This window comes from Paenibacillus sp. 01T442 (genome assembly GCF_056398345.1).
Window position 1 is genome coordinate 1 of record NZ_JBFTPF010000011.1, and the last position, 14,076, is coordinate 14,076.

At 47.9% G+C, this 14,076-nt stretch carries 13 protein-coding genes; 1 reads left to right on the top strand and 12 read right to left on the bottom strand.

Annotated elements, in window-relative coordinates; translation table 11 throughout:
- Nucleotides 1-306 precede the first annotated feature (306 nt).
- The 12 genes from AC1DLM_RS11765 to AC1DLM_RS11820 form a co-directional block, all read right to left on the bottom strand.
- Nucleotides 307-603: a DUF6509 family protein gene (locus AC1DLM_RS11765; RefSeq protein WP_171634199.1), complete on the bottom strand. Its 297-nt coding sequence runs from the start codon at nucleotides 601-603 to the stop codon at nucleotides 307-309.
- A 126-nt stretch (nucleotides 604-729) separates the two neighbouring features.
- Entirely contained in the window at nucleotides 730-1,203 is a 474-nt protein-coding gene (locus AC1DLM_RS11770; RefSeq protein WP_441989505.1) for a DinB family protein, read from the bottom strand.
- Nucleotides 1,204-1,206: 3 nt separating this feature from the next.
- Nucleotides 1,207-2,376, bottom strand: coding sequence for a CaiB/BaiF CoA transferase family protein (locus AC1DLM_RS11775; protein WP_441989504.1), 1,170 nt, complete (start codon nucleotides 2,374-2,376; stop codon nucleotides 1,207-1,209).
- Nucleotides 2,377-2,424: 48 nt separating this feature from the next.
- The gene (locus AC1DLM_RS11780; RefSeq protein WP_477570015.1) at nucleotides 2,425-3,012 is read right to left on the bottom strand and encodes a cysteine dioxygenase family protein; all 588 of its coding nucleotides are present in this window, start codon (nucleotides 3,010-3,012) and stop codon (nucleotides 2,425-2,427) included.
- A 14-nt stretch (nucleotides 3,013-3,026) separates the two neighbouring features.
- The gene (locus tag AC1DLM_RS11785; protein ID WP_441989502.1) at nucleotides 3,027-3,812 is read right to left on the bottom strand and encodes a CoA-transferase; all 786 of its coding nucleotides are present in this window, start codon (nucleotides 3,810-3,812) and stop codon (nucleotides 3,027-3,029) included.
- A 21-nt stretch (nucleotides 3,813-3,833) separates the two neighbouring features.
- A complete protein-coding gene (locus AC1DLM_RS11790) occupies nucleotides 3,834-4,643 on the bottom strand; it encodes a CoA transferase subunit A (RefSeq protein ID WP_441989501.1) in 810 nt (269 codons plus the stop codon).
- 35 nt (nucleotides 4,644-4,678) lie between these two features.
- On the bottom strand, nucleotides 4,679-6,715 hold the full coding sequence (locus AC1DLM_RS11795) for an ABC transporter ATP-binding protein (RefSeq protein ID WP_477570016.1): 2,037 nt from the start codon (nucleotides 6,713-6,715) through the stop codon (nucleotides 4,679-4,681).
- Between the two features lie 3 nt (nucleotides 6,716-6,718).
- Nucleotides 6,719-7,615 carry an ABC transporter permease gene (locus AC1DLM_RS11800; RefSeq protein WP_056615993.1) on the bottom strand — a complete coding sequence of 299 codons (897 nt, stop codon included), beginning with the start codon at nucleotides 7,613-7,615 and terminating at the stop codon, nucleotides 6,719-6,721.
- Nucleotides 7,616-7,636: 21 nt separating this feature from the next.
- Complete coding sequence (locus tag AC1DLM_RS11805; RefSeq protein ID WP_477570017.1) at nucleotides 7,637-8,560, bottom strand: ABC transporter permease; 924 nt, start codon at nucleotides 8,558-8,560, stop codon at nucleotides 7,637-7,639.
- Nucleotides 8,561-8,581: 21 nt separating this feature from the next.
- The gene (locus tag AC1DLM_RS11810; RefSeq protein ID WP_477570018.1) at nucleotides 8,582-10,219 is read right to left on the bottom strand and encodes an ABC transporter substrate-binding protein; all 1,638 of its coding nucleotides are present in this window, start codon (nucleotides 10,217-10,219) and stop codon (nucleotides 8,582-8,584) included.
- 20 nt (nucleotides 10,220-10,239) lie between these two features.
- A complete protein-coding gene (locus AC1DLM_RS11815; protein ID WP_441989497.1) occupies nucleotides 10,240-11,571 on the bottom strand; it encodes an LLM class flavin-dependent oxidoreductase in 1,332 nt (443 codons plus the stop codon).
- Nucleotides 11,572-11,584: 13 nt separating this feature from the next.
- Complete coding sequence (locus tag AC1DLM_RS11820) at nucleotides 11,585-12,916, bottom strand: LLM class flavin-dependent oxidoreductase (RefSeq protein WP_477570019.1); 1,332 nt, start codon at nucleotides 12,914-12,916, stop codon at nucleotides 11,585-11,587.
- Between the two features lie 250 nt (nucleotides 12,917-13,166).
- On the opposite strand from AC1DLM_RS11820, the gene AC1DLM_RS11825 reads away from it, so the two are divergent.
- Nucleotides 13,167-14,066, top strand: coding sequence for a LysR family transcriptional regulator (locus AC1DLM_RS11825; RefSeq protein ID WP_441989495.1), 900 nt, complete (start codon nucleotides 13,167-13,169; stop codon nucleotides 14,064-14,066).
- The last annotated feature ends 10 nt before the right edge of the window (nucleotides 14,067-14,076 follow it).

A 14,076-nucleotide genomic window follows, 5' to 3' on the forward strand; every position in this document is an offset into this window, starting at 1 on the left:
GGTTATGGTTATGGTTATGGTTATGGTTATGGTTATGGTTATGGTTATGGTTATGGTTATGGTTATGGTTATGGTTATGGTTATGGTTAGCGGTCTAATGTCTTTAGTCTTTAGTCTTTAGTCTCTAGTCTTTAGTCTTTAGTCTTTAGTCTCTAGTCTTTAGTCTTTAGTCTTTAGTCTTTAGTCTTTAGTCTGTAGTTTTTGATTGTCTGGTACTGGCACAGTTATTGATCGCTGGTGGTGCTAGTGGTATTCACGGTGGCCAGTAGTAAGTAGACAAAAAAAGAAGAGCAACATCGCTCCTCCTTATTCATTCCCTTCCGAGTAATGCTCTTTACAAAACGCTTCCACGACTGCGACTTCATCGTCCTCTAGGTCGAAATCCAGATAAAGCTCGGTCGTTTTTTCGTACAACTCGTATTTCATAAGTGCTGATGTTTCTTCGGTCACATTGTAGATTGCTCGGATATATAGGCCGCTCTCGGAATATAGCTCATCATCTTCCTCGACTTCGATATCGATGATAAATTCATAGCGTTGCCCCGTCAAAATCCCAAAAGGATCTCTAACCAATTCTACTGTGTAGGTCGTAATCGTAAACATTGTACCGCCCCTTTCTCTTCTGCACCTGTTAGTATAACCGAAATACGTGCAAAAGAAAAAAGGCATCTCCATGTTGCTTCAAAAAGAAAATCCCCCTACGGTATTCTACAAGTTATTTCCGTGCCTTTACTCCACACCTAAAGCAGCCAAATTACGTCCAATTTGCAGCAAATGCGTTTGCACATGACGAATAAAGCCTTGGAACAAATCAGCAACGGAGGTTTCTTTGCCGTTATTATTCCCCTTGCGTTCCCACTGTTCCTCTGTCAAACGCCCATAGAACAGCGCATTGTAGGCAAGTATGGCATCGAACGCAAGCAAAATGTCACTGAGCTCCGTCTGGTTCGCTCGCGAGCTCGCAACCCATGCATCCTGATTATACAGAAGAAACTCTTTACCATTTTCTGCAACAATTTTACGAATGCGGATAGCGTGCACGAAGCTGGCATCCACGAGATGAGCTACGACTTCTTTGATGCTCCATTTCTCGGGTGCAGGCTTCCATTCCAACTGTTCCCGTGAAAGCTGGCTAACGCGTTGTTTAATTAATTCCGAAGACGCGAGGTAAATATCAATATGAACCCTTGTTGTCTCACTCACGATCTAAACACCCCATTCTTGGAAAATTTCTTCTGTGTGCTCACCCTTGAGCGGCGGCTTGCGATAAATCTGGAACTCGTAATCCGTTAGCTTAACAGGATAGCCTACAGTCGTAGTTTGCGTTTGATTCGGCAGCGCTAGCTCGTGAATCAAGCCACTTTCCTTCACCGCAGGATCATGCAAAATATCCTCAAACGTATTGATCGGCGCACACGGCACACCTCGTCCATCAAATATTCCGAGCCATTCTGCAGCAGTTTTCAGGCTGAATGTTTCCTGCAGAAGCAATGCAAGCTCCTTCTGATGCTTCGCGCGCAGCGTTTGATTCAGAAAACGTGGATCGTCTGCTAGCGCCGGCAACTCCACGGCATCCACTACTTCACGCCACAGCTTTTCGTTGCCAGCTGCAATCACGAATGGCTTATCACTGCCGTGATAACCTTGGTACGGCGCATTGCGTGGATGAGCGCTGCCCAAACGCTTCGGCGCCACACCATTGCCGTAATACTCACTAGTCTGCAAAGCGGATATACCCAGCGCACTGGCTAACATAGAGCAATCAATATAACTGCCTTTCCCGCTTCGAGAAGCTTGATGAATCGCCGCAACGACCGAATAGGCACCATAAAGTCCAGCAACGAAATCAGCCACAGGCACTCCGCATTTGACAGGTGCGCCATCCTCTTCGCCCGTCACACTCATCAATCCGCTAATCGCTTGAATGGTCACATCGAAAGCGCCTTTTTGTGCGTAAGCACCCTTTTGCCCGAAACCAGAAATGGAACAATACACAAGCTTCGGATTCTCTTCCACTAATCGCTCATAGCTAAGCCCGAATTTCGCCAATATGCCAGGTCGATAATTTTCCACTATGACATCGGCCTGCGCACATAACTCACGCAATCGTTCAAGATCCGCAGCTGCTTTAAAATCAATCACTATGCTGCGTTTATTCCGATTTAACGAACTGAAATTGGAGCTATAGCTCTCACCTTCTTCGTTCGTAATAAATGGCGGCCAGTCTCGCATACTGTCCCCCACATCAGGCCGTTCCACCTTGACCACATCCGCGCCCAGATCAGCGAACAACATACCCGCGAAGGGACCTGCCGCTATTTGACCAAATTCAATGACTTTGATGCCTGCAAGAGGGCCGTGATTGTTCTTGCTCATATGCGCTCCACTCCTCTTTGTTTGGTAGTAAGAGATAATTCCAAGCCGTTAGTTAAAAATGGGACTTAAATTATCATGCTTCGTAATGACATCTCGTGCGTTCCCAGAGGCCACATCATGAATATGCCTAGGCTGTTTCCCGATATCGGTCCCATAAATATGAATCGTAATGGCGACCTCATCAAATGGATTCGCAACGCCATGGATATCATAATCCGGCGGATAGACAAAGGAGATATCACCTTGCGCAGCTGTAACCTCCGATACCTCACGAATTGTGTAGCGTGGCTCAGCAGATTCTCCGTGATCTTCACGACGATAACGTTTTTCCACAATTGACCCGCGGTAAACGCCGACTAACCCCCAAACCAAATGATCGTGAACCGGGGCAACTTGACCCGCTCCCCAGACGAATGCGATGACAGCGAAGGACTCGTTCTCCGGCCTATACAGCAAATACTGCGCATATTTATTCGGCAGCGGCACTTGTAAGTCCTCAGGAAGCAACTGCTCATTGGTCAGCAATTCCTGCAAATGCGGCTGCACTTGATCAATAATTGTTCGGTAATCCTGTTGATTAGCTAAGATACCTGTTATGTTCGCTTCCAACTGATGAAACGCTTTGTTCGCGCTCATGGCCATCCCTCTTTCTATGATTGAACTACTGCACTTTTCAAATAAGTACCGAAGTGTTGCTTCGCAAACAATGGATATATGCGTCTCAATTCATGACTTACCTCATAACGAAGTGTCGCTAACTCGATAGATGAAGGGGGTTCGAGGCTTGGAATCGATGTGTCATCGTCGTTGTTCAAACCTAGATCAAAACCTGTTCTCCCCTGTATCTCAGCTGGCTTCACGCCTGGAACGGTCGCTGCTAGCTTTAATCTGCCCTCGGGCCCGATCGGTTTCATTACCCCCAGCGGTGTATACACGTCAACTAATCCGTTTTGATGATAAATGCCTTTCCCCGAAGAAGGTACCGACGTAACGAAATCGAGCGTTTCAGGGAATCCTTTGAGACCATGGTCTGTTTTAAATAGGAAAATGCGTTTGCATGTAAAATAAACAACCCCTGAGCCTGCTCCTCCAGGGAGTCTTACCTTCGGCTTTCCATAATCGCCGATCGTATGCAAATTGATGCGACCGTAGCTGTCGATTTGAGCTCCGCTTAGAAAGAACACATCCATTTCGCCCCGCTGCATGAGATCAAAGAACTCTTTCGTTCCTTGAAACGGCCAATCACATTGCCCGAGAATATAAACGGAGGCTTGCTTCGCATGTCTCGCTTTGGCAAGTAATGCAGCCGCAGCAGGGATTGGTGAGTTATTACCGACACCGATAACTTCGTGATTACGCAGCTCTCTAGCCAAGTAACAGATCATGGCTTCCTCCGTGGAATACGAAGACAACTTCGCCTGCTCCATACGAGTCATATGATACCTTACCTCCCGTCATTACGTGTTAGATAAGCCGTTCACATACTCCTCAAAAGAAGCTTCCGCACTAGAAGCTTCCATATAAATGGAAATCGCCTCATCATCTACCTCATAGTAGCCTGGACAAGCCGTAGGCAAAGCGCCACCAGGTGCATGAATGATACCGCTGAGGAACAGCGATGGGATGAACGCTACACCATGGTTAGCTTCACGCAGCAGCTCTTCAGGGGACACAATCTCTTCCACTGAAGCAAAAGCCTTGAATGAAGCTTGCGCGAGCACTCGATTGTTCTGCGCTGGGTGAGCAATCACATTGCCGAGCGTATCTGCCTTATAGCCGTGAAAAATTGCTACGTCTGGTCGAATTGCCGGCACAATGGCAATACTCTCCTCCGCATTGTATGGATTTTTGATCTCATGAAAATCCGGTCTAATAAGCATGTAATCCGTCCCTAGCAACCCTCGCACTGGCGTGAAGGGGATACCCGATGCACCTGCCCCAATTGCTGCAGTCAGCGTTGGACAAGCATGCTCCAATCCAACTATCGCGCCTTGCTCGAATTTACGCCGGAAGTTCAGCCCAAACCCATACTCTCCCATCGAAATCTGTGAGAATTCCACACTCGATACCACACCTGCTCCGATCAGGAGATCAGCATTCACTGCCGCAGCCCCCGCACAAACAAGATATAACTCACGCCTCTTGGCCCGGATGATTTCATGAATGAGGGCCATCGGAGACATCTCCATATTGCCGCTTACGGCAAGCTTCGTACCATCCGGAATCTGTGCAACCGCTTCTTGGATGGAAATTATTTTGGATGGCACATGCCTCACTCCCTCTTTCAAGAAAACTTCCATTCTTACAATGGATAATGACAAGCCGCATAATGACCTGGTGCAATCGGCGCTAATTCAGGAACAACTTCTCGGCACAGAGCCGTCGCCGCCGGGCAGCGTGTATGAAAGCGGCAGCCGGATGGCGGCCTCGCAGGTGATGGCATTTCGCCTTCCAAGGGCACGAAGCTGCGCTTACGTTTGGGATCTGGCACTGGAATAGCGGACAGAAGCGCCTTCGTATAGTGATGGGCAGGATGCGTAAACAATTCATCGGTTGGTGCAATTTCAACTAGCTTTCCTAAGTACATGACGCCAATACGATCCGAAATGTAGCGAACAATATTAAGGCCATGTGCTATGAACAAATACGTCAAATTCATGCGTTGCTGAATATCTTGCATCAGATTGACGATCTGTGATTGAACAGAAACATCTAAGGCGGACACAGCTTCATCAGCTAAAATGAACTTCGGATTCAGTGCAATCGCACGAGCAATCCCAATTCGTTGACGCTGCCCGCCTGAGAATTCATGCGGCAACCGATCATACCAAGACGGATTCAATCCCACTAGCTCCATAACGGACTCTACTTTGGCTCTTTTGGCAGATCCACGTAAAGACTCGTGCACCCAGAAGGGTTCACCGATGATATCTCCCACTTTCCAGCGTGGATTAATGGAGCCATAAGGATCCTGAAACACAATTTGCATGTCCCGTCGCGTTTCCTTCCACCCCTGGGAGCCTGATTGAATGAGATCTCGGCCTTCAAAATGAATACTGCCCGCTGTCGCTTTCTCCAGCTGAAGTAGTACACGGCCTAGCGTGGATTTCCCGCAACCGGATTCTCCGACGAGTCCGAAGKTTTCCCCTTTACGAATGTCAAAAGACACATCATCAACCGCCTTAATGGAAGTGCGGCCTCGCCCAAACCATCCTTGACGGATCGGGAAATATTTCTTCACGTTCTTCACTTGAAGCAACGGAGGTTCCGAGCTCAGCGCCCAGGCATCAACACGTAGCCCTTCATTAACATGAAGCTCGACAGAATCGGTCGTTACGGCATCCCCGAAAAACTCGGCCGCCAAATGATCAATCCGCTCCGCATTCCAACAAGCGACCTCACGGCCGTGAAGCTCCTGTAGAGGTGGGTCYTCACTTAAGCAGCGATCCGTTGCATAAGGGCAACGGGGATGGAAACGGCAGCCAGTCGGCAATTGAGACAAGCTGGGAATTGTCCCCTTGATCGTATACAGCTTCAAGCCACGCACATTATCCAGTGTGACAATGGAGTGTAGAAGCCCTTGGGTATAGGGATGGGCTGGATTTTCGAACAATTGATGCACCGGTGATTGCTCGACAACCTTCCCCGCGTACATGACCACGACACGGTCCGCCATTTCAGCGGCAATACCGAGATCATGAGTAATCAGTAGAATCGACATCTGGAATTCATCTTTCAGCTCCCGAAGCAAGCTCAAGATTTGCGCTTGGATTGTAACATCCAACGCTGTCGTAGGTTCATCCGCAATGAGCAGTTCGGGTCCGCAAGCTAGTGCCATGGCGATCATCGCCCTTTGGCGCATGCCACCGGAAAGCTCATACGGATATTGCCTCATTCGAATTTCTGGTTCTGGAATGCCCACTCTGCGCAGTAAGGATATCGCCTTTTCCTTCGCTCCCAGCTTCGAAATTGGCTCATGACGGACAATGACTTCGATGATTTGGCTGCCAATTGTGAAGATTGGATCTAACGCCGTCATCGGTTCTTGGAAAATCATTGCGATTTTCTTACCTCGGAGATCACTGATTTCCTTCTGTGACAGTCCTACTAAACTTTGCCCATCGAGCTTGATATCCCCATGTGAAATATAGCCGCCATCATAGTTAATCAGACGCATAATGGACAAAGAGGTAATCGTTTTTCCACTCCCTGATTCCCCAACCAAGCACACAATTTCGCCAGTTCCGATGTGTAAACTAATCTTATTTATCGCATTCAGCGAGCCACCCGCTGTTTGAAAATCAACCGACAAGTTATCTATTTCGAGTAAAGGTTTCATACGCTATGCCCTCGATTTCTTTGGATCCATGCGATCACGAATTTCGTCTCCAATGAGATTAACCACAATCACCAGCAAGGTGATAGCCAGCCCCGGGAACGTAGCCACCCACCATGCTACCGTCATATAGCTGCGTCCTTGGGACAGCATATAGCCCCAATCTGGGATTTCCTTCACCACGCCAAGTCCAAGGAAGCTTAGACCTGTACCTACTAGAATGGAGCTCCCTACACCGATCGTCATCATGACAAGCAACGGAGAGAAGCAATTCGGCAAAATATGACGCAGCATGATTTCAAGATGTGAGGTCCCCACAGCGCGCGCAGCATCAATGAAAGGCCGATTGCGAATCGAGATCACTTGGCTGCGAACGACCCTTGCTTTTCCAGGTATCGTAGCCACACTAATAGCCAATATCACGTTAAAAAAACTAGGTCCGAGGGCAACCGAGATTGCTATCGCCAACAGAATCCCCGGAATCGTCATCAAAATATCATTGAAACGCATGAACAAGGAATCGACAGTTCCGCCCCAATACCCCGCAATAAGTCCGAATAATGTCCCAATACAGCCGCCAATCACGACGGAAACGACCCCCATAACAAGCGACTGCCTGCTGCCATAGATGACGAGTGTCCACACATCACGACCGAATTGATCGGTACCAAGCGGATGTGAAAAGCTAGGCGATTTCAAGAGTTGATCCGTCAGCATTTCCGTTGGCGAGTAAGGAGCAATCCAGGAGGGAACGATGGCACACAAGATCAGAAATGCCAAAATAAATAGCGACAGGCTTAGCAATGCCTTGGATAAGTTAAGCTTTTTCAGCCGAAATCGGAAGCTTAGAAGCTCCTGCCTTTTCCTTAGCAGCCTTTCTGTTGTTACCGTGTTGAACAGCATAAGCGCCAACTCCTTTCATCATTATCCTGACTTACGGACACGCGGATCCACAAAGGAATAGGACACATCCACCATCAAGTTGACCCCAATATTAAAAAGTCCTGTAATCAGAATTGCCGCCTGAATCACCGGAATATCTTTCTGATTGATCGCGTCTACCACTAATTTCYCTAAGCCTTGCCTGGAAAAGACAGTCTCCGTCACAACAGCTCCCGAGAGCATCTCCCCAACTAACAAACCAAGAATCGTAACCGCAGGCAGCAAAGCATTCCGTAACACGTGCTTATAGAGCACGATTTTTTCGGATAGCCCTTTCGCCCGCAGTGTCAAGACAAAAGGTTCATGAATGACCTCCAGTACGCTGTTTCTCACCATACGAGTTAACATCCCAGCACCTGTCACCCCTAAAGCGAACGACGGCAGAATCAGCTGTTTGAAGCTGCCATTCCCTATCGCGGGCAAGAGCTGTAAATGCACCGAAAAGACGAGGATAAGCAGGATACCGAGCCAAAACTTGGGCATGGAGACGCCTAACAAGCTAATGACGCGCACGACATAGTCCAATACACGATTTTGATACACGGCTGATAACACACCAAGAATGAATCCAACGATAATGGCAAAAATAGTGCTCAACAAAGCCAGAGAAAGCGTTGCGGGCAGCTGAGCCAGCAGTCGATCTATAACCGGCTGGCTGTTAGCGAAGGAATGCCCGAAATCTCCCCGAATACTTTTCCACAAATACACGGCATATTGCTGCCAAAGCGGCTGATCTAAGCCAAATTGCGTTCTTAAATAGGCGATGCGCTCAGGTGAGGCGTCCTCACCTGCAATCATCTGGGCCGGATCACCGGGAAGCCAGTGAATGATTAAGAAAACAAGCGTCAACGAACCTAGAATGACTGGAATGGAGACGATGAGCCTGTTCAAGATATACTTCACCATCCGTGACTCCCCCTCGTGATCTTATTTTTGAATCCATGCATCGTAGAACACTGKCCATGCCGGCGAATCGAACGTAATCCCCTTCACTTCTTTCGTGGAAGCAACGGAATAGTTAAACACATAAGTTGGAATCCCATAGACGTTATCAATAATGTACTCTTGTGCGTTTTGATAAATCGTTTTCCGTTTCGCAGGATCCGTTTCCAAGTAGCCCTGCTCCAAAAATTCATCTAATTTAGGATCATTCGTTTTGGCAATATTATTTGCCTTAGAAGGACCTTTGGTCGAGTAAAGTTGTCTGAGTACATCTGGATCACCTGAGAATTGGCTGCCCGCGATCAGGTCATAATCCCCTTTATTGCGACGATCTGTGTATGTCCCCGTAGGCAAGGAAATCACTTTCAACTCGATCCCTACTTGTTTCAGCTGCTGGGTGAATATCGCGATCAAATCAAGTCGCTTCTCGCGGTTTCCTTGTGTATCAATGACTTCGACCGTGAGTCGTTTACCGTCCTTGGAACGGTAGCCATCCGTACCCTTAATCCAACCCGCTTCTTCCAGCGTTTGATTCGACTTGGCTGCATCTACCTTGTAGGCATTCTCCCTAGTCGATGAGTATCCAAACTGCTGAGGAGATAGCGGCGACCAGCCTTGCTTCGAGGTGCCTAAGTAAATCGTCTTCACAGCCGAGTCGATATCCAAGGCCGAGCGGAATGCTTGTCGTATTTTCAGATCATTCCAAGGTGCCTTCTGAATATTTAAATAAAGTGTAAAGTTGGCCTGCAAAAGCTCTGTTTCTTGCACGTTAAAATTACGATCCGCCTTCAAAGCCACGAGATTCTGCGGAGGAATAATGTCCGCCACTTGGACTTGTTTGCTTTGCAGAACGCTTACGCGCGTTGCTTCTTCTTCCACGTATTTCACCGTTAATTTATCTAAGTACGCAGGACCTTGATGCTTCGCATTGGAGGGGCCCCAGTTGTAGTCCTGATTTTTCTCAAGTTCAACTTGTGAGCTAGGTGTGATTTTCTTCAGTTTAAAAGGTCCCGTTCCCACTGGGTTTTGCGGGAAAGCATCGCCATACTTTTTCACAGCTGTTGGAGAAACGAAGCCTAAATCGACCTTGGCAGCATTGCTCAGGAACGGCGCGAAGGTCGTTTTAAAATTTACCTTCACGGTAAATTCATCGATGACTTCCGTTGATTGATACGAGCCAAGCTCGTTCAATGCAATGGACGCTTTGGTCGCTGGATCGATAATCCGATCCCAATTAAATTTCACAGCTTCTGCATTAAACGGCGTGCCATCATGGAATTTCACATCCTTGCGCAGATGGAACGTATAACTCTTTTTATCGGAGGAAAGCTCCCAATCTGTCGCTAACCACGGCTTAATAGTGTGATCAGGAAGCTCCACAACTAAGCTGTCATAAATAGAGCGCATGACTCTAGTCGTTGGGGCGAAGCCCGCTTTGTGCGCGTCCAAGCTGTCCGATGTCACCGTACCTGCAAGCGCCCACACAAGCTCACCGCCTGGCGTCACCGTACCTGTTTCTRGCGATGCACTTTCCTTGCCGGCTTTCGAGGCTTCCCCACAGCCTGTTACGATGAAAGCCGTAATGAATAAACCGCTGACGATAAATCCAATTCTCTTTTTCATATCTTTCTCTCCCTCTAAGCTTAAGCTTGAGCTATTCTCTCTTTTGTATAGCGGTTTACTGGGATTTCAAGCCCTAAATTTCCTCGTAACGTATCACTTTCATACTCTTCCCGATAAATACCGAGCTCCTGCAGGATGGGAACAACGAGTTCCACGAAATCCTTAAGCACACTAGGTATACCCGTGTGAATAATAAAACCGTCGGCTGCGCCTTCTTCAAACCATTGTTGTACCGTATCTGCGATCTGCTCAGGTGTACCGACGAAGGAGCTTCTTGGCGTTGCAAATCGTAGTGCCGTTTGACGCAGCGTCAAATTCTCTTCCTTGGCAATCCGCTTAATTCGATCTGTTGAGCTGCGGTAGCTATTGCTGCCGAGATCGCCGAGATCCGGGAAAGGCTCATCTAACGGATACTGTTTGAAATCGTGGTAGGTAAATGGACGACCCAGCTGATCAAGCGCATCCTCCAACGTCACTAACCCAGCAATTGCCTGATATTTGCTCTCTGCTTCTTCCACCGTCCGTCCAATGATTGGACTAATGCCTGGGAACACGAGAATTTCTTCGCTCGCCCTGCCATAAGCAGCTGCACGTGCTTTAATATCTTGATAAAAAGCTTTCGCTTCCTTGATCGATTCGTGTCCTGTAAATATCGCATTCGCACTTTTCGCCGCTAAATTGCGACCATCTTCTGACCCTCCTGCTTGGAAAATCACAGGCTGACCTTGCTGCGATCGAGATATGTTCAAAGGCCCTTGCACGGAAAAATGCTTACCTTTATGATTCAACGCATGCAGCTTGCTCGGATCGAAGAACTGACCCGTTGATTTATCTCGCGTGAATGCGTCATCTTCCCAAGAGTCCCAGAGACCGCGTACAACCTCCAAATGCTCTTCTGCGATCCGATAGCGCTCATCATGAGCATAGTGCTCATCCCTGCTGTAATTGCGAGCAGCGCCTTCAAGCCCCGTCGTCACAACGTTCCATCCTGCACGCCCACTACTAATATGGTCTAGCGAAGCAAACTGCCTCGCCACAGTGAACGGTTGTGTGAAAGACGCGGTTAGCGTCCCTACCAGACCAATCTTCGAAGTGACGGCACCGAGTGCCGATAAAACCGTTAGCGGCTCCAGCCTGTTTAAATAATGCGGCGCAGATTTTTCCGTAATATACGTGCTATCGACGATAAAAACAAAATCAAATTTGCCTTCCTCTGCTTGCAATGCCTGCCCGGCATAATAATCAAAATCAACACTGGCATCCCCCGGTATTTCTGGATTTCGCCATGTATATTTGGAAGTACCTACACCTGTAATGGTGGCACCGAGTTTAAGTTTTCTTTGATTGGACATGTGTTTCTCCCCCTTATGCGTTTAGCACTTTGGCTTTGCTATTGCGATTAACCGGTACTTCCAGACCGAGATGACCACGCAGTGTGTCATGTTCATATTCCGTTCGATATAAGCCACGCTCTTGTAAAATCGGAACGACCAACTCCACGAAATCCTGCAGCGCTCCCGGTATCCCCACACCAATAATGAACCCGTCAGACGCTCCTTCTTCAACCCATTGCTGAATCGTATCCGCGATCTTCTCCGGTGTGCCCACGAAATTCCCTTTCGGTGTTGCAAAACGTAGTGCAACTTGGCGAAGTGTTAGATTGTGTTCTTTCGCCAATCGCTTGATCTTCTCTGAACCGCCTTGCTGGCTGTTAGCGCCCAGGTCTCCAAGGTCCGGGAAAGGTTCATCCAACGGATATACGCTAAAATCAAAATCATTGAATGGCCGACCTAACGCGATAATCGCTTTGTCGATCGAGACGAGGTTGACCGTTTCTAGGTACTTCCGCTCCGCTTCTTCTTCTGTACGACCAATGATGGGTCGAATACCGGGGAGGATCGAGACATCGTCGGCGCTACGACCGAAGGAAACCGCTCTGCGTTTAATATCCGCATAATACACTTTGGCTTCCTCGATATTCTCGTGTCCAACGAAGATGGCATCTGCATTCTTGGAAGCAAAGTTGCGACCATCCTCTGAGGTACCTGCTTGGAAAATGACTGGCTGCCCTTGCTTCGAACGGGCAATGTTCAGTGGACCCTGTACGGAGAAGAACTCACCTTTGTGATTCAAGGTATGCAGCTTCGCCGGGTCAAAAAACTGACCTGTCTCTTTATTCCGCGTGAACGCATCATCCTCCCAGGAATCCCACAAGCCTTTCACCACATCCACATGCTCTTGCGCAATGCGGTAACGCTTCTCATGCGGAGGATGCTCATCCTTACTGTAATTGTTCGCGCTGCCCGATAGCCACGAAGTGACTACGTTCCAGCCAGCGCGCCCTTTGCTGATCAAATCCAGTGAAGCGAATTGCCTAGCCACTGTGAAAGGCTCGCTATAACTAACGGTCACTGTCGCAACAAGGCCGATTCGTTTCGTAACGGCTGCAAGTGCTGATAAAATCGTCAGCGGCTCGAAGCGATTCAAGTAATGAGGGCTTGATTTTTCTGTGATATGAACACTATCTGCAATGAACGCAAAATCAAATTTCCCAGCTTCCGCTGTTTGTGCTTGATGTTTATAAAATTTAAAATTCGTGCTCGCATCCGTGATCGCTTCAGGATGCTTCCAATCTTCCCAACCTCCGCCTACACCATGAATCATTGCACCTAGTTTAATTTGCTTACCCTTCGCCATTCGAATCAGCCTCCGTTTGTTTATATTTGATTAWTCCGATGCACTTAATGGTATTTATCATAAAACAGGATCTTTCTCTTGTACAATTCAAAAAGCTGAACGCTTGATTCATATTTTATGAATATACAAGTAAAACACTTGGATTAATAAGAATTCATGTTATGATAGTTGTAAGAGTTTGTAAAATTGGAAATTCCGATCGTATACTTCACAAATCATGAACCAAAACTTAGGAGAGGACGGGGTTCCTATGGATATTCGTAATATCAAAACCTTTCAAACCATTATCAGGCTCGGCAGCTTTCAGCGTGCAGCTGAAGAACTGCAATACGGCCAATCGACCGTAACGATGCATATACAGAAGCTCGAAAGTGATCTGGGGGTTAAACTTTTAGAACGCGGGAAAAAGCTTACGCTAACGGAGGCTGGCAGACTGTTTCATCAGAATGCTGATCTGTTGCTGAAGGATTATGATTTTCTGCAAGCTTCTATGGATGAACTCGTCAAAGGGGATGCGGGGATCATTCGTCTCGGCGTCATGGAACCCACAGCCAGCTATCGACTGCCACAGCTGCTTGGCCCTTTCCTGCGTCAGCATCCCAAAGTGAAGATCAGCATTCACATTGGCAACACGACAGTGCTTGGCCAGATGCTCCATGAGGGGAGCATTGATATGGCTATTTGCTCGACGCCCAATACGGGATTGGACCATTCCTTCGAGCCTTTTTTCATGGAAAGACTCGCACTGCTCGTCCCAGAAACCCATGCATTAGCCTCGAAACCGTCTATTCGTTTACGGGATTTGCAGAATGAGCATTTACTTATCACAAACTCGCAATGCCCTTATCGTCAAAAGCTAGAGAATGCCTTGCTCGAAAATGGCGGCAGTCCCTACTCCGGCATGGAGATCGGCAATATGGCTGCGCTCAAATACTATGTTCAAGCGGATTTCGGCATCGCGGTTGTTCCTGTCATTTCGGCAACGCCTTGCCCGCAAGGCACTGTTCTTAAAGCCATTGATGATCTAGATTCCGGTTTAGTCACAGGCCTGCTGCGCAAAATGAATGCCAGCACCTTCAGCTTAGCGACCGAGAGCCTCGTCGAGATTTTCCGTAAGGAGCTGAAAAGCGCGGTATCGTCGGCCTCTTGAGGATCTACAT

What these genes read in the sequence shown, in the direction of transcription:
- AC1DLM_RS11765 (WP_171634199.1), bottom strand. Translation starts at nt 603, where the DNA reads ATGTTTACGATTACGACCTACACAGTAGAATTGGTTAGAGATCCTTTT.
- AC1DLM_RS11775 (WP_441989504.1), bottom strand. Translation starts at nt 2,376, where the DNA reads ATGAGCAAGAACAATCACGGCCCTCTTGCAGGCATCAAAGTCATTGAA.
- AC1DLM_RS11780 (WP_477570015.1), bottom strand. Translation starts at nt 3,012, where the DNA reads ATGAGCGCGAACAAAGCGTTTCATCAGTTGGAAGCGAACATAACAGGT.
- AC1DLM_RS11785 (WP_441989502.1), bottom strand. Translation starts at nt 3,812, where the DNA reads ATGACTCGTATGGAGCAGGCGAAGTTGTCTTCGTATTCCACGGAGGAA.
- AC1DLM_RS11800 (WP_056615993.1), bottom strand. Translation starts at nt 7,615, where the DNA reads ATGCTGTTCAACACGGTAACAACAGAAAGGCTGCTAAGGAAAAGGCAG.
- AC1DLM_RS11815 (WP_441989497.1), bottom strand. Translation starts at nt 11,571, where the DNA reads ATGTCCAATCAAAGAAAACTTAAACTCGGTGCCACCATTACAGGTGTA.
- AC1DLM_RS11820 (WP_477570019.1), bottom strand. Translation starts at nt 12,916, where the DNA reads ATGGCGAAGGGTAAGCAAATTAAACTAGGTGCAATGATTCATGGTGTA.
- AC1DLM_RS11825 (WP_441989495.1), top strand. Translation starts at nt 13,167, where the DNA reads ATGGATATTCGTAATATCAAAACCTTTCAAACCATTATCAGGCTCGGC.